General features: G+C 42.4%; 19 protein-coding genes. 5 read left to right on the top strand and 14 right to left on the bottom strand.

The window, feature by feature from the left end:
• Window positions 1–80: 80 nt before the first annotated feature.
• From eutC to eat, 3 genes are all read right to left on the bottom strand, one after another.
• Complete coding sequence (gene eutC / locus KXD93_RS03355) at window positions 81–830, bottom strand: ethanolamine ammonia-lyase subunit EutC (RefSeq protein ID WP_258135448.1); 750 nt, start codon at window positions 828–830, stop codon at window positions 81–83.
• Window positions 827–2203, bottom strand: a complete 1377-nt coding sequence (locus tag KXD93_RS03350) for an ethanolamine ammonia-lyase subunit EutB (RefSeq protein WP_258135447.1) — start codon at window positions 2201–2203, stop codon at window positions 827–829. Before KXD93_RS03350 ends, eutC begins: the two co-directional genes overlap by 4 nt.
• Window positions 2204–2285: 82 nt before the next feature.
• Entirely contained in the window at window positions 2286–3620 is a 1335-nt protein-coding gene (gene eat / locus KXD93_RS03345; protein WP_258135446.1) for an ethanolamine permease, read from the bottom strand.
• A gap of 205 nt (window positions 3621–3825) precedes the next feature.
• On the opposite strand from eat, the gene KXD93_RS03340 reads away from it, so the two are divergent.
• From KXD93_RS03340 to KXD93_RS03330, 3 genes are all read left to right on the top strand, one after another.
• Window positions 3826–4101, top strand: a complete 276-nt coding sequence (locus tag KXD93_RS03340) for a hypothetical protein (protein WP_258135445.1) — start codon at window positions 3826–3828, stop codon at window positions 4099–4101.
• Between the two features lie 23 nt (window positions 4102–4124).
• Entirely contained in the window at window positions 4125–4472 is a 348-nt protein-coding gene (locus KXD93_RS03335) for a hypothetical protein (protein ID WP_258135444.1), read from the top strand.
• 199 nt (window positions 4473–4671) lie between these two features.
• A complete protein-coding gene (locus tag KXD93_RS03330; protein WP_258135443.1) occupies window positions 4672–5511 on the top strand; it encodes a DNA/RNA non-specific endonuclease in 840 nt (279 codons plus the stop codon).
• Window positions 5512–5513: 2 nt separating this feature from the next.
• On the opposite strand, the gene KXD93_RS03325 is transcribed toward KXD93_RS03330, so the two are convergent.
• From KXD93_RS03325 to KXD93_RS03290, 8 genes are all read right to left on the bottom strand, one after another.
• Window positions 5514–8111, bottom strand: a complete 2598-nt coding sequence (locus tag KXD93_RS03325; RefSeq protein WP_258135442.1) for an MGH1-like glycoside hydrolase domain-containing protein — start codon at window positions 8109–8111, stop codon at window positions 5514–5516.
• Window positions 8112–8140: 29 nt separating this feature from the next.
• The gene (locus tag KXD93_RS03320) at window positions 8141–9211 is read right to left on the bottom strand and encodes a dipeptidase (RefSeq protein ID WP_258135441.1); all 1071 of its coding nucleotides are present in this window, start codon (window positions 9209–9211) and stop codon (window positions 8141–8143) included.
• 90 nt (window positions 9212–9301) lie between these two features.
• A complete protein-coding gene (locus tag KXD93_RS03315; protein ID WP_258135440.1) occupies window positions 9302–10417 on the bottom strand; it encodes a D-TA family PLP-dependent enzyme in 1116 nt (371 codons plus the stop codon).
• Window positions 10418–10438: 21 nt separating this feature from the next.
• Window positions 10439–10903: a RidA family protein gene (locus tag KXD93_RS03310; RefSeq protein ID WP_258135439.1), complete on the bottom strand. Its 465-nt coding sequence runs from the start codon at window positions 10901–10903 to the stop codon at window positions 10439–10441.
• A gap of 87 nt (window positions 10904–10990) precedes the next feature.
• Window positions 10991–12079, bottom strand: a complete 1089-nt coding sequence (locus tag KXD93_RS03305) for a transporter family protein (RefSeq protein ID WP_258135438.1) — start codon at window positions 12077–12079, stop codon at window positions 10991–10993.
• Between the two features lie 52 nt (window positions 12080–12131).
• Window positions 12132–13682, bottom strand: a complete 1551-nt coding sequence (locus tag KXD93_RS03300) for a vanadium-dependent haloperoxidase (protein WP_258135437.1) — start codon at window positions 13680–13682, stop codon at window positions 12132–12134.
• A 7-nt stretch (window positions 13683–13689) separates the two neighbouring features.
• Window positions 13690–14628 (bottom strand): transporter, encoded by a 939-nt coding sequence (locus KXD93_RS03295; RefSeq protein ID WP_258135436.1) that lies wholly within the window; start codon window positions 14626–14628, stop codon window positions 13690–13692.
• Between the two features lie 225 nt (window positions 14629–14853).
• Window positions 14854–15405: a hypothetical protein gene (locus KXD93_RS03290; protein WP_258135435.1), complete on the bottom strand. Its 552-nt coding sequence runs from the start codon at window positions 15403–15405 to the stop codon at window positions 14854–14856.
• Window positions 15406–15599: 194 nt separating this feature from the next.
• Here KXD93_RS03290 and KXD93_RS03285 point away from each other — a divergent pair, with 194 nt between their 5' ends.
• Window positions 15600–16907, top strand: a complete 1308-nt coding sequence (locus KXD93_RS03285; protein WP_258135434.1) for a cytochrome ubiquinol oxidase subunit I — start codon at window positions 15600–15602, stop codon at window positions 16905–16907.
• Window positions 16908–16917: 10 nt separating this feature from the next.
• Window positions 16918–17928, top strand: a complete 1011-nt coding sequence (locus tag KXD93_RS03280) for a cytochrome d ubiquinol oxidase subunit II (protein WP_258135433.1) — start codon at window positions 16918–16920, stop codon at window positions 17926–17928.
• A 104-nt stretch (window positions 17929–18032) separates the two neighbouring features.
• Here KXD93_RS03280 and KXD93_RS03275 read toward each other — a convergent pair whose 3' ends face one another.
• The 3 genes from KXD93_RS03275 to KXD93_RS03265 are packed head-to-tail and all read right to left on the bottom strand — an operon-like array spanning window position 18033 to window position 22136.
• The gene (locus KXD93_RS03275) at window positions 18033–19406 is read right to left on the bottom strand and encodes a 3-keto-disaccharide hydrolase (protein WP_258135432.1); all 1374 of its coding nucleotides are present in this window, start codon (window positions 19404–19406) and stop codon (window positions 18033–18035) included.
• A gap of 59 nt (window positions 19407–19465) precedes the next feature.
• Complete coding sequence (locus KXD93_RS03270) at window positions 19466–20797, bottom strand: Gfo/Idh/MocA family protein (protein ID WP_258135431.1); 1332 nt, start codon at window positions 20795–20797, stop codon at window positions 19466–19468.
• A 58-nt stretch (window positions 20798–20855) separates the two neighbouring features.
• Window positions 20856–22136 carry a serine hydrolase domain-containing protein gene (locus KXD93_RS03265; RefSeq protein WP_258135430.1) on the bottom strand — a complete coding sequence of 427 codons (1281 nt, stop codon included), beginning with the start codon at window positions 22134–22136 and terminating at the stop codon, window positions 20856–20858.
• Window positions 22137–22235: the final 99 nt, after the last annotated feature.

Raw genomic sequence — 22235 nt, 5'->3', positions numbered from 1 at the left:
CATTTAACTAGAATTTTCACGATGAGACAAAATGGCAAAACTAGCTGTTACTTGAAAATTCTTCAGTACAATAAAATTTCTTATGTTAACAAACCGGCATTATCCTTAAGGGCAACACCTGACAATTTTCGTTTTATAGCCTCATTAACGAGATAGAATATTTTATTGGCCGCATTCCTGTAGCTCAATCCACCCTTACGGATATTTGAAATACAATTGCGCGATTCGTCGGTTAAGCCCGGGCTGGGGTTGAAAGTGAGATAAGCGCCCATGCTGTCGGCTGAACTTAAACCCGGCCTTTCACCGATCAGTATAATTGAGAGTTTGGCTTTTAAACCACCGGCAATATCGTCGCCTATGGCGACCCTGCCCTGTTCAACAAGGCAAAGTGGCGCAATAGTTAACTTGGCGGTACTTAACATTGGAATTAATATTTTCAGCAATCCAAAGGTATTTTCATTAACAGCAGCTGCTGAAAGACCGTCAGCTATAATTATACATATATCGGGGCAAACTATAGAATCATGTAACTGGTTATGTGAATCTTCGCTCAACAGGCGGCCAAGATCAGGCCGTTTAAGGTATTTATGCCGCGTGCTTGCCTGGCTGTGCAGGTGCAAAATGGGTAAATCAAAGATTTTAATCTTTTCTGTCAGTCCGTCGAGATCCAATGTTGAATATACAGCGTCCCTGGCATGTGCATGTGCCAGGTTAAATTCCATCGATTGCTTGAGAGGAATACTGTTCCCTACCCTGCCGATTGCTATCCGGGCGGCGGTAAACTCCCGCAAGGGGGCTAAGGGGTCATTTTTTTCTAAGTGATCACTCATATAATTCCCGATAGCATTTTATGAGATGGATTAACGGGCAGTAAGTCGCCAGAAACGTCAGTAAATCCTTGTTTTATCAGCCATTGTTCAAATTCAGGTGCATGCCTCAAACCTAAGCTTTTCCTCAGGTACAATGCATCGTGGAATGACGTTGATTGGTAGTTGAGCATAATATCGTCCGATCCGGGGATCCCCATTATGAAATTACAGCCGGCTACACCTAACAAAGTGAGCAGGTTATCCATATCATCCTGGTCGGCCTCGGCATGATTGGTATAGCAAACATCCACACCCATAGGCAAGCCCAGCAGCTTGCCACAGAAGTGGTCTTCGAGCGCGGCACGAATAATTTGTTTGCCATCGTATAAATATTCTGGCCCAATAAAGCCCACAACAGTATTGACCAACAAAGGTTTATATTTCCTGGCAATCGCATAGGCACGCGCCTCGCAGGTTTGCTGGTCAACTCCATGATGTGCATTTGCAGAAAGTTCGCTGCCCTGCCCTGTTTCAAAGTACATTACGTTTTGTCCTACCGTTCCGCGGTTAAGTGACAATGTAGCCTGGTAAGCTTCCTCAATTAAAGCCAGGTTGATGCCAAAGCTGCTGTTGGTCTTTTCAGTTCCACCGATGGATTGAAAACAAAGATCGACGGGAGCTCCTCTATTAATCAACTCTATTGTTGTAGTTATATGGCTCAATACACAGGACTGGGTTGGAATTTCAAACTGCTGGCGTAAGTTATCGATCAGGTTAAGCAAATTTAAAACTACAGCCGGGCTATCTGTCGCCGGGTTAATGCCAATACAGGCATCGCCGCTGCCATATAACAGCCCGTCAATAATACTTGCTGCTACGCCCCTTGGATCGTCTGTAGGGTGATTTGGCTGCAGGCGTGTAGAAAAATGCCCCCTTAAACCAATAGTGTCCCGAAATTTGGTAACAACTTCACATTTTCTTGCTACCGCGATCAAATCCTGGTTACGCATAAGTTTGGACACAGCTGCTGCCATTTCAGGGGTTATCGCGTTTTCAACTGATCGTAATACATCGGCATCTGTTTCATTTTTCAGCAGCCAGTCCCTGAATTCGCCCACCGTTAAATGGCTGATCAAACTAAAAGATCCAATATCGTGGCTATCAATTATTAATCTTGTTATCTCATCCTGCTCATATGGAATAATAGCTTCGTTTAGAAACGTTTTTAACGGTACATCGGCCAAAGCAATTTGGGCTGCTACCCGTTCCTCATAACTCTCAGCGCAAACCCCGGCCAGCACATCACCAGTTCGATACGGGGACGCTTTTGCGAGCAATGTTTTCAGATCTTTAAACCTGTAAACCTTATTGCGTATGGTGAAGTGGTACGACATTTAACACGATTTAAGAATTTGATTGATTTTCAAGATAGATTATTTTTATTTAACGAGTTTTTTAAAATCTGTTAAAGCAATTCTAATTAGTCGGCGCAACCATCATTTCTTCAACCAATTTAACTTTGTGTTTTCCCATTAACATAAAAATAGCCGATATGATAACCAAACCGGCAAAAAACAAAAGACTAAGGCTGAAATAAAAATAAATAATGGTTATCAGCGTAACAGCAGATATTATCAGCGCTATTGCCGGGAATAATGGATAAAGAGGGGCTGCAAATGGCCGCTCTAACGCCGGCTCCTTTTTACGGAGGATGAAAAGACTGATCATACTCATCATATACATCAATATAGCCCCTATCACCGATATAATAACAACCTTATCAGTAGTACCGGTATAAAGCGCGATAAAGCTGATAACACCACCGGCAATGATTGCCCAGTGCGGTGTTTTAAATCTATGATTAACTGTCGACAAAAATCTTGGTAAATAACCGCTGCGCGCCATGGCAAATACCTGCCGGGATGAAGCCAATATGGTACCATGAAAGGAAGCGATCAGCCCAAATAGACCTATACTGGCAAAGATACTGGTTAAACTGCTTGCTTTACCCAATACGATACTAATGGCTTCAGGTAAAGGATAATCAAGGCTGCTTAGTTTTCGCCAATCTGTAATGCCGCCGGTAAACACCATAACGCCAAAGGCCAAGAATATCAGTGTAGCCAATCCAGAAATATATCCCTTTGGGATATTCCGCTTAGGGTCTTTAACCTCTTCAGCAACCATTGCAACGCCTTCAATGGCCAGGTAAAACCATACGGCATAAGGCAACGACGCAAAAATGCCCGATAATCCGAATGGCATGGGGTTACTCAAAAAATTATCAGCCTTAAAATGTGGGGAAACTATTCCCAGATAGAGCAATAATTCAGCAACAGCGAGCAGTGTAATTACTAAGGAAAATGTTGCCGACTCCTTTACACCTAAAATATTTATCACGATAAATACAACATTAAAAAATAGCGCAGAATATAAAACAGGTATGTCGGGATCTAAAAAATGAAGATACGCCCCCAATCCAAAGGCTATTGCGGGGGTGGCAAACAGAAAATCAATAAGCGTTGCGTAACCGGCAACTAGTCCCCCAATGGGTCCCATCGCCCGGTAAGCATAGGCAAATGCACCGCCTGCATGGGGAATTGAAGTTGTTAATTCAGTATAACTGAAGATAAAAGTTATATACATGATAGTAATAACCACTGTTGCTATCAAAAAGCCGATGGTTCCGGCAGATTTCCAACCGAAGTTCCAGCCGAAGTACTCGCCTGATATAACCAGGCTTACAGCAATGGCCCAGAGATGAATAGGTTTTAAAACGCGTTTTAATTGTTCCGATTTTGTAGCCGTCATAGTTGATGCAGGGGTTAATTTAATCACCGCATTAAAATAGTCAAAGACAACGTTATTTCAAAATGGCACGTATTATGTAATTGTTAGGAGGTGGTGTTGAAAACTATGTAAAACTTAACAATAATTAAATGTAAAATTGTTAAAACACCTTTAACTTTACCGTGTTGAACAATTACCGGACACCCCGTAATTTGACAATAAAATTATGCTTCATATAACTGTTTCTTCTGCTAATTCGAATCTTAACTTCTCAACCTTTGAGGAATATGAGCTACCGGCACCGCCAAGCGGAGTTGACGCGGAAATTAATAACGATTTGATATTGAAATTTGAGAATGAAGAGGAAGCTGTTATATACGCAGCACAATTGGAAAACTTAGCCGACGAACTGGACGATAAGTCGACGCCCCAATATATTGCTATTAGCGACGTTATTATGGCTATACGCAATGACGAATTTGTACAGAGTTATACAGGATAATTTAAGCACTAAAAATAAAACTTATGTTACGTATCAACATTCCAACAGGCCAAACCAAACTAACAACAGCTGATTTTAAAAACTACCATTTGCCAACTCCATCAAAAGGCATTAAGGAAAAAGGCGACAGCGAAACTGAGCTAATTTTCGACAATGAGTACGAGGCGGTAGTTTATGCAGACCAGATTGAAGAGATTGTTACAAACGTTAGTAAAACGTCTCCTTTAAGAAGTATTTTAAGAGATTTAGTAACTACAATCCGTAATGATGACACCATCAGGAATTACCTGGAGTATTCTACCATTTACCAATGGTTAAAAAATCGCGTTAGTACCATCAGGATAGCAATAAAACCGACACCTGCATCGTAAAAACTTTACTTATTTGGTTGTTGTAAAAACATAACGGCAAAAGCCGCCCTGGATAACTTTGGGCGGCTTTTGCTTTTTATTAGCCTGTTATTCTTTATGTTAAAGCCTGCACCCCGCGGCTATCGGCAATGCTTAGACCAAAACCACCTAATATTCCTATATTTCCTGCGGGTACTTTTGACTATCACAATAAAAACAAATGCGTTATAATCGTTTAATAATAAATCTATTAGGATTTTTTGTTATAATAGGAATAGGCTGTAAAAGCCACCAGCCGCAGCAGACCGACAACAGTAATATGGCGCTTGGCAACCCGAGCAACGCAAGCAAAAGCCTTTTGAATGCAGATAATTATTTAATAGATCACCAGTATTATATGGAGAGTTATAACAGGGATAAAGGTGAACCCAATTGGGTAAGCTGGCATTTAAGCATCAACGACCTGGGTGCTACAGACCGATTGAATAATTTCCGGCCTGATGAAACGTTGCCCGATGGCTGGTACGAAGCAGATAACAACAGCTACAGAAGATCGGGATTTGATAAAGGACATAACTGTCCAAGCGGTGACAGAACCAGCACCACGGATGCAAATTCGGCAACATTTTTAATGGATAACATTATTCCGCAGGCACCCAACAATAATGAACACACCTGGGAGCACCTGGAAAGCTACTGTCGCGATAAGGTAAAAAAGGGAAATGAAGTTTATATAATAATGGGAGTTTATGGCAGTGGAGGTACCGGGAGAAATGGGTTTGCCATCGCCATTGACAAAGGAAGGATAAATGTACCCGCGCATATCTGGAAGGTTGCAGTTATATTGCCTGAAGGAGATGATGACCTGGCGCGAATTGATGAGAATACACAGGTTGTTGCAATAGACACCCCCAACGACAATAATATTTCTAACAACTGGATGAATTATACCTGTACGGTAAAAAACATTGAGGATGCAACCGGGTATAATTTATTATCAGCGTTGCCGCAACAGGTTCAACAGTCGTTAGAAAATAAAAAATTTATTGGCGGGAATTGACCCTAATAAAATAAACAAGTAGCAATTAACCCTGTCCAACCGGTTTGATGTGATGCACCAAGACCTCGTCCTGTATCACCATCAAAATATTCATAAAAAAGGATGTGATCGTTAAAATCCGGATCGTTTTGCATTTTTTCATACTCGCCGAAAACTGCTCTTTTACCATCCCCGTTCCTTAAAAATAAATTGGAAACCCGGCGATACAGCTCACTAGCGACCTGCTGCAGGTTCATGAAATTACCTGAATTGGTCGGGCACTCTATTTTGAAGTCGTCGCCATAATATTGAAAGAATTTATGCAGGCTCTCTATCAACAAATAATTCATCGGCATCCAGATTGGGCCACGCCAATTGCTGTTGCCGCCAAATAAGCCACTATCGCTTTCTGCCGGGGTATATTTTATGCTGAACTCTATTCCATCAACAGCCACATGATACGGGTTGTTTAGGTGATATTTTGAAACCGAACGGATGCCATAATCACTTAAAAATTCGTTTTCGTCAAGCAAATATTTAAGCAGCGATTTCATGCGGTAGCCGCGCAACAAGCTTACCAAATGCTTACCGGGCGTTTTGGTTTCATTCCACCTTGATACAAGCGACGCAAGGTCGGGCCGGTTTTCTGTGAACCATTTCATCCGGTTACTGAATATCGGGTTATTCAAAATATCGTTTTCATCCAGCACCTCGGCAGCAATTAACGGAATCAGGCCGACAATGCTACGTACCTTCATTTTTTGCGTGCTGTTATCCGGGAGACGTATCTGGTCGTAAAAAAAGCCGTCTGCGTCGTCCCAAAGCCCTTCGTTATCCTGCCCGATGTTTGATATGGCTCCGGCAATGTAAATAAAGTGCTCAAAAAACTTACTTGCTATGTCATTGTAAGCTTTATTGCTTTCAGCAAGTTCAGCGGCGATGCGGAGCAGGTTTAATGAGTATATTGCCATCCAGCTGGTGCCATCAGCCTGTTCCAGGTGTTCGCCCATCGGCAAACGCGTATTCCTGTCGAAGACACCAATGTTATCAAGGCCAAGAAAGCCTCCTTCAAAAATATTATTACCTGATGCATCCTTACGATTAACCCACCACGTAAAATTTAACATCAATTTGTGAAAGATGCGTTCTAAAAAATAAGTATCCCCCACTCCATTATTTGCAGCCTTATCCTGCTGGTAAATTTTCCATGTAACCATAGCGTGCACCGGCGGATTGGCATCATTAAAGTCCCATTCATAAGCAGGTAACTGGCCATTGGGATGCATATACCAATCCTTAATAAGCAAAGTAAGCTGATGCTTGGCGAATGACATATCCACCTTAGCCAAGGGAATACAATGAAAAGCCAAGTCCCATGCCGCAAACCATGGATATTCCCATTTGTCAGGCATTGAGATAATATCTTTGGTATTGAAATGTGTCCACTTGCTGTTCCGTGCATTTATTCTTGCAGCAGGTGGTCTTGGCTCTGCCGGATCACCATGCAGCCAGTGGTTAATGTCGTAATAATAAAACTGCTTGTTCCAAAGCATTCCCGCCAAAGCCTGACGTTCTACTAAAATTTTGTCTGCGTTTTTGTTAGCTGTCTGAAGCTCCGAATAAAATTGATCAGCTTCATGCTTCCTTGCGTCAAATAATCGATCAAAATCATCAAAACCATTGCTTGCGTTGTTCGATAGCCTCAACCGCAAGGTAACACTTTGCTTTGCAGGTACATCTACATCAAAATTTACAACAGCTTTTGTTCCGGTTTTTTTTGGGTTGATTGTGTCAGCGCCGTGGATTAGGTGATCGTTGATGCCATCCTTATAAAACTGCTTGCCATCGTCCGAGTTGTAAAGACGCTTGGTATTGGTTTCGTTATCACAAAATAACAGGTCGGGTTCTCCTTCGGCGTTTAACCACAGTTGCCCCAAAGCCTCATGATATACTTCGATCACTCCATGCGAGTCGGCTGTTAGCTCAGGTGTATAGTTATCATATCCCCACGCCCAGGTATTACGAAACCAAATAGTAGGCAACACATTTAAGGCAGCATCCTGGCTTCCCCTGTTGTTGATGGTAATTTTGATTAAAAGATCGTGTTGTGTGTTCTTCGCATATTCTATGAATACATCAAAATAAGCGTCCTGGTTAAAAATGCCAGTGTCTATCAACTCAAATTCCGGTTCGTTGCGGCTTCGCCGTTTGTTTTCATCCACCAGCCAGGCATAGGGATATTCCTGCTGGGGATATTTATAAAGCATTTTTTGGTATGAATGCGTAGGTGTATTGTCGAGGTAATAATATAGCTCCTTTACATCTTCGCCATGGTTTCCCTCGGGGTTGCTCAATCCGAAATAGCGTTCCTTTATAATAGGATCTTTTTTATTCCAAAATGCCACTGAAAAACAAAGCAATTGTTCGCTATCGCAGATGCCTCCTATACCCTCCTCGCCCCAACGGTACGCCTTGCTGCGTGCCATATCATGGGTTATATAGTTCCAGGCGTCACCGTTTGCGCTATAATCCTCCCGCACAGTTCCCCACTGTCGGTCACTTACATACGGCCCCCACTTTTTCCAGGTTGAATCTTTTAATCTCGTTTGTTCTGCATTCATATTATTAGAGAGGTGATTACACCGATTATTTATTTCCAGGCGTTGCGTAAAAACCTTAACCAGTTGCCGTGCATAAGGTTTTCTATATCTGCATCGCTATAACCACGTTTTTTGAAAAGGGCAGGTATTTTTTGAAGATCGGCAATAGTTTCCAAATCATAAGGGCATTGTTCGCGGCCAAATGCGCCGTCCAGGTCCGAGCCTATGCCCACATGTAAGGCATTTCCTGCAATCTGGCAAATATGATCTGTATGATCTATCATCACATCCAAATTGCAATTCATTTGTTTTGGATCAGATTTTCCTCTTACCCAGTTCGGCACCATCATCCATGCGTCTAATGCCCCGCCTATCACTGCGCCCCGGTTTATTAATTCCTTAATCTGCTCGTCACTAAACTGCCTGTTATGGTTAACAAGGGCACGACAATTGTTATGGCTCGCCCAAACATGCCCGTTGAAATGACCAAGCGCCTCCCAAAAGCTGTCATCGCACAAATGAGTGGCATCTAAAATAATGTTCAGGCGTTCCATTTCCTTTAACAGTTCATGGCCTACCTGCCCCATATACCCGGTGGCATCGGTACCTTGCGCGTAGCGACCGGGACCGTAATGAGCAGGCCCCACAGCCCTTAACCCGTAGTTGTAGGCGCGTTCCAAATGGCCAATTGTAACTATTGAATCAGCGCCTTCCAGGCTTAAAATGTAGCCAACCGGCTTGGTTTCATTAAGTAACCCATCATCCCAAAGATTAATATGTTTTTCCAGGCTATCCAGGTTGTTTATCTGAACCATTTCGCCCGCATCTTCCATTGCCTTGTACCAGGCAAGCTGGCCCTGTGTTTGCGCCCAGGCCTGCTCCGGTGAATGCCAGCCTGGCAATGGATTATCTGGAGCCACATAACGCGCTATTTGCGTACCTACAACCAGCCCTATATTTCCTCTTCTTAATTCCGGTAGTGAAACTACCCCTTTTGCACGGTCCGGTTTGTCTGTCAATCCTTTTTCACGTTCGTTGATTTCAGTAACAGGTTTCCGCAAATCGCGGTTCCATTCCAGCGCGTTCATGCTAAGGTCTAAGTGGGCATCGATGGTAAACATGTGTATATCATTTGTAGAGACACAATATTTTGTGTCTCCTTGTGCTTAAATATATTTCAGAGATGCAAAGTATTGCGTCTCTACATAAAATCATATTGTTATCATCCTGTCTCTGGCGATATTTTTCCATTCGCCGCTTATTTGGTTGTCTTCTACTGTAATTGCCCGTTCATACAACGCAACGGTTGGGCAAACATGATAAGGCATTCCGTAAATTACATCGCCAACTTTGTAACCGTGCCCTTTGCCCGCTTCTACAACCAGGTGTTCCTCGCTTTGACTTACCGCTTCCAATCCGGGTGCGTCTATCAAATAAACGCGTGTTTTTAATTCTCTTTCAGAAGCGATTGATTTATGCCCAAGATCTAAACATAGCTTTGTTTCATCAGGAAGTGAAATAATCCTTGATACAACCAACGCCGCAGGTAAAAATGCCTGCTCTTTAAACGATGTTTGATAGCCCTTGTCCCAATAAACAAAGGTTCCGGGGCTGCATTCTATCTCTTTCCGTTTTGCATGGATAGGGAATGTTGGCGAGCCTCCGGCAATAATTGCAGGCTCGGTAAAGCCATTTTCTTTTAATGTTGATTGAAGTTTTAATACAGTCGCAAAGCCTTCATTGCATTCAGTTGTGCGGATTGCAAGATCGGCTTCATGAATATGCCCGTCATAAGCGTGCAGACCTAACACGTTTATTCCCGGCAAGGCGGAAGCCTCTTCATAAAGCGTTGAGGCGTTGTGACCTGGTTTAATCCCTGTTCTATTTTGTCCAACATTTAAATCGATATAAATAGAAATCTTTAAATTATTTTGAACTGCGACATCAGATATTTCAATGGCAGCTGCCAGATTATCTATAAGGCAAGAAAAAAGAGTATCGGGATAGGCAAGTATGAGATTGACGAACCGTTTTAACTTCGGCCCAACCGGCTGATAGGCCAGCAAAACATCCGGGGCATTGCACATTCCCAGAATTTCAGCTTCGGCAATTGTGGCACACTTGAATTTAGTAATACCAGCCTCAAGCATTAACCGCGTTACATCCTTGCTCTTATGTGTTTTAACGTGCGGGCGCAACCTGTTAACATTGTCGATCATACCGATAAGCGTCGCAATGTTTTGTTTTACCCTGTCGGGATAAACAACCAAAGCAGGCGTATCTAATTGATCAATATCGTTTATAATATACCAGTCCTTCTCTTCCATAGATTTATCTCCCGGACTCTCTTAAAATAACTCAAACAAAGCTTCTATTTCTACCGGGATATTGTCCGGTAACGAGCCCATGCCGACAGCGCTTCTAACACCAATGCCATTATCCTCGCCCCAAACTTTGGCGAATAATTCGGAGCAGCCATTTATTATAAAGGGATGTTTTTCAAAATCAGGCGTGCAGTTTACCATTCCGAGTACCTTAATCACCCGTTTAACTTTATTTAAACTGCCTAGATTTGCTGTTATAGTGGATAGTATAGCAAGGCCTACCTGTCTTGCAGCCAGTTTACCTTCTTCCGGAGATATAGATTCCCCTATTCGGCCTATAATGAGCGTTCCATCATCCTTCACGGTGCCATGTCCGGATACATACAGGTATCTTCCGTCAATTAAATACGGTTTGTAAACCCCAAGTGGTTTCGGTGCTGGCGGCAGATTAAGGCCAAGCGCCGCAAAATTTTGATCAGCTGTGTTCATTTGTAAATGCAATATTTAGAAACAAACATAAAATAAAAAAGCCGGGTATCTCACGCCCGGCTTTAGAAATCAAACGATCAACTAAAATTAAAATTTAAAGGTTATTCCCACATTAATCACGTAGTCGGCAAAAGCGGCATCGCCTTGCGTATAAACGCCTGTTAATTGGGTAGTTCTTTTATCAGGTACGCTTTGCGTGCGATCGCGGATTATAGCGATAGGACAATAAGCATACAATGAAACTTTCTTCATCCTGTAAGTAACTCCGGGCTCAGCTCCAATAATGTAGCCTGGTCTTCTGAAACCATCGCTGTTACCAAAAAGGTCTTTTGACGGCAAACAATCATCACGTACGCCTAGTGAAAAATCAAATTTGTTAACGGCTAAGCTGGCCCCAAACCTGATCAGCATTTGATCCGGTACACTTAGCACATCGCCGGTTACAGCAATAGTTGTCGCGCTTGCCGGGTTGGTTGACCTAAGTACACCGTTTACGTCTTTAGGGCTGGACAAGTAATAAAAGTTTCCATAAAAACCAAAACGATGCGAAAGATTGTAATACGCATTTATTTCGGCAGTTATTCCGGTTCCACCATCACCCAATTGAATCGATTGATCAACCGCACCGAGCGTTTTACCACCTGTTGCATTTAAAAAATAATCCTGGTAATTATAAGTTCCGGTGGCGAATTTAAGACCAAGCCCAACCTGGATATTACCGTTTGTTGCCTTTGCAGGATTAAACAGCCAATAATATCCGGCAGCATGAATGTCCCCAATGCCAAACGAATGGGTGGAAAACCGCTTGCCAAGGGTGCCCTGCACCTGTGAGCGGCTGTTATCTGCCATAGGCAAATTCACGGAAATTGACCATCTCTGATCCAATACCCGTGTTAAGGTCAAATCCTGTGTATAAACTTTATTTATTACATTGTTGTGCAATGCTATCCGTTGAAACTGTTCCTGCTTACCAACGAAGTGCCTGAAGGATTTATAATAACGGCTATTGCTGTTAAACAGCCAGTAACCGCTAGCGTTTGCACTATCCGGATGTTCTGCCATTGTGCAAATGCCACCGGTACTCCTGATGGCTACGCAGCCTTGTGCAAATGTGTTAGATTGTGTAAAAAATATAAACAATGCTATTACTGAAATTATTCTAAAAGTGGTCTTCATATATTAGTGTTCTGTGTATTGGTTTAATTGGTTATAATAAATAATTGTTGGTTTAATTTCCGGCCCCATCTGTTTTGCCTCTTTGTACAGCATATTGTCCAACTTTGCCGCCCGTAACCATCCCCGCTTCTATATCCGACCGGTAATGTATAGCGCCATATAATCTTGATAACGAGGCTTCGTTAGCCATGTCATTAAACTTACTTCCCCTGTCGGGTAATAAATAACTCAATACGGTAGCTGCGGCTGCGCTAAAATTCGAGTGACCTGATGTATAAGCCGGAAAATTCGGAATCCCTGTTAGCGTTTTGATTTTAGGATTAGCCTGCGTTGGGCGTTGATTAAAATAAAAATACTTGGTATCCCAGCAAACAATCGCTGCGTCCATTTCGGCCATGTTTAACAGTGCAAAATTACGTGCCCAGCGTACCTCACTGTAATTCTGTTTTACAAATTCATCAGCAGCGATAGCATTCCAGTGGCCCGGAGGCGTGTAGGTACCAACACCATCAGCCCAAAACTCTACAATTGCCTGGTGTTCACGGGTTGGGTTTTCGCTGTATGAAAGCACTTCAGCAACTTCTTTTTTAAATGCGTCAGAATTTGTTGCATTAGGGGGACCGGGCCTTAACGCGGCAACGGTAAGTGTATCGAACAAGAATGGTAAAACCTTGCCAAATAATGGTAACATCGGCGGCCTTAACGGCGACTCCTGGCTCAGCCAAAATGTTTCACCTCTTGCAGTTGTTTTGGTCTGCAGCGCCGCCCAGTCAGCCGGTGTGCCTATAGCCTTACCTGCGCGGTCAGTGCGGGCGCGCGCGGCAAAAACATCAGCTACTTGTGTCCCTAAGGATTCGCCCGCATTTAGCTCGCCTCTTACGTTAGCGCCGGCCATTATCCGGTATTGCTTTTGTTCAGCTTCCTTTTGTTCTATATAATCTATATCACCCGGGAATAACAATTTCATGATCTCCACGGTAGCGCCTGATACCACCGCATCCTCACTTGGGTATGACGGTAATGCCGATTTCGGTACCAATGCCTGGATATTAGCATCAAAAGTGTATGGCGCAACCCGGTTGTAAAGTTTTTTAAAGTGATAGGCGGCTATCAATGCATCATATTGTGCTGCACTTACATAAGCATATGCCCTTGCCGCATATGGCGGGTTTGAAAAAGGGAAAAGTGGATAAGCAAACGGATTAGCCGCACTGGGTATAGGATAAGTTCCGTCTGCATTTTGGTATGGAGGCAAATTATGCTTAGCCACCAAATCGCGTAGAATCTCGTTCCACCTTAATACAGCGCCTGCGCTCCAATATTTTATTGTTGCCCTTTGCTCACTGGTTAGTTTGCTTTGGTATGCCTTAATTTCGTTAAGATCTGCCACATAAGCCGGAGATGTAGTAGCATCCGGAGCAGGTACATTAAATACGCTGGCATCTTTAATTAATACAGGTTTCCAGCTATCCGCATTCAGGTCGATATTGGCAGGAGCCAGGGCCGGATATAATGTTGTACGATCAACAACAGCTTTATGGCACGATGCTAAAAGAGCTGTTACTGTTAACAGTAGTGATATATTTTGTATTAGTCTTTTCATAATCTGGTTATTTGGTCTTTTTAGAAAAATCAAGGATGTAGTACACTGATGCAAATAAATTAGTGGACTGTCCCACGTTCCTTCCTCTTACCACGTAGTTACCACCTACGGTAACTTCAACACCTGTGATATCTTCAAAGCTGTATTTTGCAAGCCCGCCAACGGTGGTCATATTCATCCTGTTACTTGGGAATGGCATATCGTTTTTCCGAATATCAAAACCGCCCTGTGTAGTGGTTTGAGAAACAATACCCTCAACGTTTAATTTGAGACTGCGGTAACCAGCGCTAATTAACACGTTGGATACATTCGGCATGTCAACCTGGTTGCTGTAAATCAGGTGATCGGTATAATAAGAGTTTCTGTCTAAAGTAATATTACTTCTGAAAACATACTGACCAGCACCGGCAACAAAGAACCTGCCTACCTGGTAGTTTGCCAACCCGCGGATAGATAAGTTTTTGGTGTGCAAACCAATGGAAACAGGTAAAAAGTCAGGCTCATAATTAGATAGAGGAATTGATCCCTCAGCAATTGCATGAATACTAAAAAGGCCCTTGCCTATTTCAGTATTAAATGCAAGATATTTTAAACCTACTGTCAGATCCTGTACACCGCTTTGACCTTTAAGTGTTCCTTGTGAAGCGTTGGTTTTAATGTAAGGCGCCATAAATAAAAAATCCAGTTTGTTTGTTACGCCATAATTACCAACAACAGTAAAAGCGTTTGACGATAATGTGCCTATATTGGCATTACTACGTTTAAAAGTTCCCTCCCAGTAATTCTTCCAGTCGCTGTGGGTGTATACTACCCCGGTGCAGAAGTAATTTTTAGGGATCATCAATGCGTCGGCATCTGTTTGGGCCTGTGCCGTTTGCCAAAAGGCGAAAATACAGCATGTAGCCAAACAGTACCTGGTAAAAAACAGGTGTAAAAATTTAATCATGATGTTGGTTTAAATAAATTAAAGGGTTAAGAAAGTTACTGTGTTGAATAATTAGGGCGCCTAAAGAACGCTCCAGATTATGAGGAAAACTGCCGGATACCCGGTATCAGAAAATGCCGTATTGTTTACCATACATTTAAGTATATGGCATCACAATTCACAATATAAATGATACAATAGCCCAATAGATAGTCACGGGGCAATACAAGGAATTATATAGCAGCTTTAAGAAATGGCGTTAGGTGGTTTGCCTGGAGAGTCGATAAACGGATCGTTTAACCTGACGGTTACTGACTTGTTATTAGGTTTAAGTTGCGTTTCAAACGCGTGATAATGGTATTGAAATGCTTGCAAATTATATTCACTGAGCGTACTTGCCTTCTTCACGGCAGCATCATGTGTTTTTTTGTTTTGCGGGATGTCATTAATCTCTTTTGATGTCGAGATCTTCGCATTTACCAATTGAGTTTTTGCAGTATTTGCGATACAAATAAAGTAAGTAGTGTCGCGGGTCATTTTAAGCTTTACATAGTTATAATATGTACCCTTCACGTTAATTTGACCTTGCACCACTTCATATTCGGTCCAGTCCTGTATAGTTGGCATGTTAACAGGAATCTTTATTTCGATAAATTTTTTGTTATCTATCTTATTGTCGAAGATCTGTTTTACCATCTGTACATCCGATTTATGGATGTAATATTGAAACAGCAATGCATACCCGCCCATATTAAACAGGTGAATACTCAATAGTATTATAGCAGCAAAACGTTTCAAAAAATCAGGTATATAAGTTGGTTTACTCTTAGGTAGTAAATATATATAATTTTTTTGTTACAATGCAATATGTTTTTTCAAATATTCCATAACGATTTAATATTTAGAAATATTCTATTTAGTAATCTTTTTTGCACTAGCTAATCGGCCCGGCAGGTATTGGGTATATTTGTCAACCATATTATTTAATAGCTATGGATAATTTTATTGCTGCCCGGTCGCAAATGGCCATCTCGCTGGGGTTTCACATCATATATTCGTGTATCGGCATGGTTATGCCTGTTTTTATGGCCATCTCGCATTATAAATGGATAAAAACAGGCGATGCTGTCTATAAAAACATCACACAGGCCTGGAGTAAGGGCGTAGCCATTTTTTTCGCTACCGGCGCGGTGTCGGGTACTATTCTTTCATTCGAGTTGGGTTTGTTGTGGCCAAAATTTATGGAACACGCTGGCCCCATTTTCGGGATGCCATTTTCATTAGAGGGTGTCGCCTTCTTTATTGAAGCCATCGCTTTAGGCTTTTTTCTATATGGATGGAAAAGGCTTAACAAGTGGTTTCACTGGGGCACTGGAGTAATGGTTGGGGTTAGTGGTATTGCTTCGGGGATTTTGGTGGTATCGGCAAATTCCTGGATGAATAATCCCGCAGGATTCGATTTTGTTAACGGGCAATATGTCAATATAGACCCTATAAAAGCCATGTTCAATGGCTCCTGGTTTTCCGAAGCCCTGCATATGACGTTGGCGGCCTTTTCAGCAACGGGTTTTGCTGTAGCAGGGATCCATGCATTAATGATCGCCAAAAAACAAAATGTCCAATTCCATAGCAAAGCATTTAAAATTGCCATAGTATTTGGAGCGATTGCCGCGATTTTACAACCTTTCAGTGGCGACATTTCAGCAAAAAATGCAGCGGCCAAGCAACCGGCAAAATTAGCTGCAATGGAGGCATATTTTCATACGCAGCCATATTCGCCGCTCACCGTTGGTGGCATTCCGGATACGGCAAATAAAAAGGTTAATTATGGGATTGAAATACCCGGCCTGTTAAGCTTTTTAGTGTACGATAACTTTAAACAGCCGGTTAAGGCATTGGATACAATCCCAGTTAAAAACCAGCCACCAATAACAGTAACTCATATTGCTTTTGAAATAATGATAGCGATAGGATCAGCAATGATGCTTATTGGAGTTTTATATTTTGTGGCGATCTGGAAAAAGCGAAGCTGGCTTTCAAAAAAATGGTTCTTATACCTATTTATAATAGCTACGCCATTTGGATTTATCGCGGTTGAATCAGGCTGGACAGTAACTGAAGTTGGGCGGCAACCGTGGATAATACAAGGCGTGATGCGCACCCGTGATGCTGTTACACCCATGCCGGGCATCCAATACTCATTTTATTTATTCACAGCGGTTTATGTCATATTAAGTATTGCTGTTATATTTTTGCTAAAACGCCAGATAAAAATGGTTCCTGAATTGTACGACCGTTAATTTGAAACTTATGCTGTACATTGTTATATCCTTCCTGTTTCTAGCCATAGTTTTGTATTTCCTTCTTGGTGGTGCCGATTTTGGCGCGGGCATTATTGAGCTTTTTACTTCTGAAAAAAACAAGTCGCGCACCCGCAAAACAAGCTACCAGGCCATCGGCCCCATTTGGGAGGCAAACCACATGTGGCTGATAATCGCTGTGGTAATTATGTTCGTAGCATTCCCAACTATGTATAGCACCATGTGTACTTACCTACACATTCCGCTGCTTATAATGCTAATGGGGATCACTGCACGCGGCACCGCATTTGCATTCAGGAACTATGATGCGATAAAAGGCGAAAACACGCAAAGAATTTATAACAACGTATTTGTTTATTCCAGCTTTATAACGCCGTTGTTTTTAGGAATTATAGCCGGCAGCGCTATTTCACGGCAGATAGATCCAGGCGCCACATCATTTACAGACGCCTATATATTCAGCTGGTTAAACTATTTTTCGGTAGCAGTTGGGTTATTTACAGTAGCGCTGAGCGGCTATCTTGCTGCCATTTATCTTATCGGCGAAGCTGATAATGATCATGACGCAAGGCGATTTATTATAAAGGCCAAAGCCATGAATATATTAGCGGTTGTCTTCGGAGGATTGGTCTTTATAGCTTCAGAAATAGAACATATCCGCCTGGCACACTGGATTTTTGGTAACCCGGTAAGTCTCATTGCCGTTATTGCCGCGTCAATTTCTTTAATCGCATCATGGGTGCTGATCAATAAAGGCAAAAGAAAAATAATAAGAATTGGCGCAGGTTTCCAGGTTACAATGATCCTGCTGGCCGTTGGGTATATGCACTATCCTTATTTAGTGATGATAAAAGGAGGACAAAACCTTTCCATGTTTGCCTATCATGCCCCCGAAAAAACGATCAATGTGTTAGGTTGGGGGCTTTTGTTAGGAAGTCTGCTGATTCTGCCATCGTTGTTTTATCTGTACTACAGTTTTCAAAAAAAGGAGATCGTTTAACTAAATGTCTGAATCAGAATTTTCAGAATTAAAGAATTTTCAAGATGCGCGTATGATATCCAGCTAATTCTAAAATTCTGTGAATTCTGATTCAGACAACCACTCTACAGTCTCTTCACCTTTATGTCTCTAAAAAATACTTCATTACCATGATCCTGCAACAGTAAGTGCCCTTCCTTAGCTTCACCGAAGTTTTTCCAGATCACGTATTTACTGATCGCAACCAGGTCCTTATATTCCTTTGATCCCCGGTCATATTCGAGCACTTTAATGCCATTTAGATAATGGATAACGTGATTATTGGGCAATACGACTACTCTGCCAATATTCCAGGCACCTATCGGGTGTACAAAGCGCTCCTGTTTCTTAGCCGGGATTAAGTCATATAATGATGCAAGCGTTCTGTCGCCGTTGCGGCCCAATTTTGCATCAGGATGCAGTTTATCATCCAAAACCTGGTACTCCAACCCTATTGCGGAACCTTTGGTGACTTCACTCAGCGTAACAAAATATTTTACGCCACTATTAGCACCCGGAGTTAGTTTAAATTCAAATGAAAGATCAAAAGCACTGTACAGGTCGTCGGTAACCACGTCACCGCCGCCCGATTCTTCCTTTCCTTCCGATGGTAAAACGTGCATTACGCCATTCGCGCATTCCCAGCCTTTTGTTGGGAATGTACTCAGCGTTGCACCATGCCAGCCCTTAGGCGTTTTACCATCATATAATAACTTCCAGCCGGAAGCCTTCTCATTTGCAGAAAGTGAGTTTGGCGACAAGTTTACCGTGTATATATCCTTAGGAAATGGCGCAAATTTTAAGTTTTTTGTTTGGATGCGGATGTTTTTGAAAAACACCTTTTTACGAGCTTGCTCATCCTTGCTTACCGCGTGCACCTGTAAGCCGATAAAACCCTTTGCATCGACTGTATCCACTACATCGGCAATTGCTGTACCGTTTATCCAGGTACGCATTTCGTTGCCAATGCATTCAATTTTTATATGATTGTATTCCCCAACCTTAAAAACATCCTTTACACTGGCATGTAAGTCAAGCGGATAAAGCCAGTCTCTTCTGCCCTCGTCATAAATGCCGCCCGACCATTTTCTATCTGATGGATCGATCTCAAATTGCCGCCCATAAACCAGCCCCTTACCCTCATGCCCTGCCGGATCAAAATGGCTGCGGGTTTGTACGCCTGAGTTACTCAATGAGCTTTCAATTTTGGTATCCATTTCAAGTATAAAATCTCCATACTCCTTATCTGTTACCAAAAATGTATTACCGGAGTTTAGTACAGTAGTACCAACAATTTGGCCGTCCTCAACCTTATAATCTGCGGTACCAGCCAGGCGATGCCATCCCTTTAGCGTTTTGCCATCGAATATTTCGGGGCTGCTTTGGGCTTTGGTAATAGATGGTATTACGAGTGCCGCAAATAATATTATAGTCGCATAATTTATTGTTAGTTTTTTCATGTTAGATATATACGTTGTAATCAATTCAATTAATATAAAATATAATAAGATAAGGGAGCTTACACTTTTGGCTCCCATCCTTTTTCATATTCCCTTTTCCAAAGCTTCATTGCTTCCGGATCATTCAAAATATGTCCGTTTGTTGGATCGATATGTAATACCCGGTCAACGCGGTAGGAAATATTCCCCAGTTGGGGTAACAGTGTTGATTTAAACCCGGTTTCAATCGGGCAATTTAGTTTTTCAATGCCACGCACCGATTCAATAAAGTTCTTCATGTGCATCCCATCAAGCGCCTCTGTCGGACTTACTTTATTGGTAGCGTCAACCGGAATTTCATCCTTCACTTCCCTTACCAGCTTATTATCGCCGTCATAAATTTTATAGCCATTACCACCGGTATAAAACAAGGTGCCCTTATCGCCATAAAAAATAACGCCACGGCCCAGCCCTTCAATATTATAACCGTTGCAGCTTCTTCCCTCCCATTCTGCTGCTGTATTATTCGGGAAATTGTACAGAATGTTTTGCGTGTCAGGTGTTTGCCAGTCGTCCTTAAAATGAAAACGGCCGCCTGTAGAAACTACCTTGTTTGGAAAATCAACGCCTAATCCCCAGCGGATCACATCCAGCTCATGAGTGCCATTATTTAATGCTTCGCCGGTGCCCCAGTTCCAGAACCAGTGCCAGTTGTAATGGATCAAATTATCCTGGTAAGGCTTGCGTGGAGCGGGTCCCTGCCATAATTCATAATTAAGATTTAACGGTACGGCAACCTGTTTGCCAATACCAATACTTTCGCGGTGGTTTGTGTACCAACCCTTTGCATAGTAAGTGCGTCCAATTACGCCCTCATGCAATTCTTTTATCATTGCCTGCACGTTGTTAAACGAGCGGCGCTGGCTTCCCATTTGCACCAGTTTATTATATTTCTTTGCAGCAGCAACCAGCATTTCACCCTCATGCGGATTGTGGCTGCAAGGTTTCTCAACGTATACATTTTTTTCTGCCTGGCAAGCCATTATTGCCGCCGGGGCATGCCAATGATCAGGTGCAGCGATAACAATTGCATCAACATCCTTTCTTTCCAACAATTTCCTGATATCGGTATATCCTTCGGGCTTCTTCCCGGTACGTTTATAGATATCTGCAATGGTACTTTCAACCACCTTCGAATCCACATCGCACACAAAACCAATTTCGGTATTGGCTATTTTTGAAAAATTTTGGGCAAGATATAAACCCCTGCTATGGGTTCCCATCATACCTAAAACCACCTTTTCGTTTGGCGATCCTTTGAAAAATCCGGCTGCCTTTCCTAAATGAGGGGCCAGCAGGAAGCTTGTTCCGGCTACTGAAGTAGTTTTAATGAAGTTTCTCCTGTTGATCATATTTGTAGTTTATTATTTTTGATTACACCGATTCTTAGACGGTTACACCGATTAAGAATTAATCATTTAGTGCCGAATATACCAGCACTTTAAATTTATCTGACAGTTCGCCATGCGGGTAAGGCCATTCCTGCACAAACAACAGGCATACCATATGCTCCTTAGGATCAGCCCAGTAAATGGTACCATAAAATCCACCCCAGCTAAATGAACCTTCTGTTTGCCCTAGCTTTGCCTGCCCGTCTTTTGTAGCTATTTCGAAGCCCAATCCAAATTTATCCCGGTCCAGGTTCAAATTGCCGATCTGGTTCATGGTCATTATTTCAACGGTATGCCGGGATAGCAAACGATGCCCGTTGTATTCGCCATTGTTTAGCATCATTTGTAGAAAAATGGCATAATCTTTTATGGTCGAACTGAGGCCTGCCCCGCCTGCAAAGTAAGTTCCGTTGGTTAAGGGGTAATCCCAGTTTATGCCGGGAAAGGTTGTTTCGTTGGCTTTAACAAGATGCTGTGTTTTGTCGGGCGTGTATACGGTCGCCAGTCGGGAATATTTTGATTGGGGCAGGTAGAAATAGGTGTCATTCATACCCATCGGCTGAAAGATTCGCTCCTTGAAAAATTGGTCGAGGCTTTTGCCTGATACCTTTTCAACCAGATAACCAAGCACATCTATATTTAAGCCATAGGTAAACTTTTCGCCGGGCTGGTGCGCCAAAGGCAGCGTCCCCAGTTTATTAATGGCGTCTGCAAGCAGCAGCTTATCATATACAAATCCAGCATAAATTTTATTCTTGGCGTATATTGCCTTCATGCTGCTTGAACCTATCTGTGCATAATCAACACCCGAGGTATGGGTTAGTAAATCACGGATAGTAATTTCCCGCCGGGCAGCAATAGTTGTATAACTTGAATCCTTAGGATTAAACTCCGCTAATACCTTAGGATGCGCAAATGACGGAATATATTTGGAGATAGGGTCATCCAGCAGGAATTTGCCCTCTTCAAACAGCATCATTACGGCAACACTAGTGATAGCTTTGGTTTGCGAGGCGATCCTGAAGATCTCGTCGGTTTGCATCGGGAGTTTTTTCTCTGCATCAGCCATTCCGAATGCTTTGTTGTAAACTATCCGGCCGTTTCGGGCAATAAATGCGTCAGCGCCAACTACCCAGCCTGAATCGACATATTGTTGAATAACCTTATCAATTCGCTGCAATCTTTCGGGCGAGAATTTTTCGGTTACCGGGTTACCGGGCTGTAAGGTAAAACCCTGTGAAAACGCAAAATAGGAGAAAAGCGTAGCCAGCGATAATGCAAACAGCCTTTTGTTCATCATAGTAGTTTATTACAAGCGTTATAATTGGTACAGGTTTCGACTGATTCTTATCGAAAAATAGAAACCAGTCAACATAACACTAATGTATGAACATTTGAC

It is taken from the genome of Mucilaginibacter phenanthrenivorans, from assembly GCF_024721155.1.
GTDB lineage: Bacteria > Bacteroidota > Bacteroidia > Sphingobacteriales > Sphingobacteriaceae > Mucilaginibacter > Mucilaginibacter phenanthrenivorans.
Note: the sequence above shows the minus strand (reverse complement) of the source record. Positions and strands in the feature narration are given on the sequence as shown.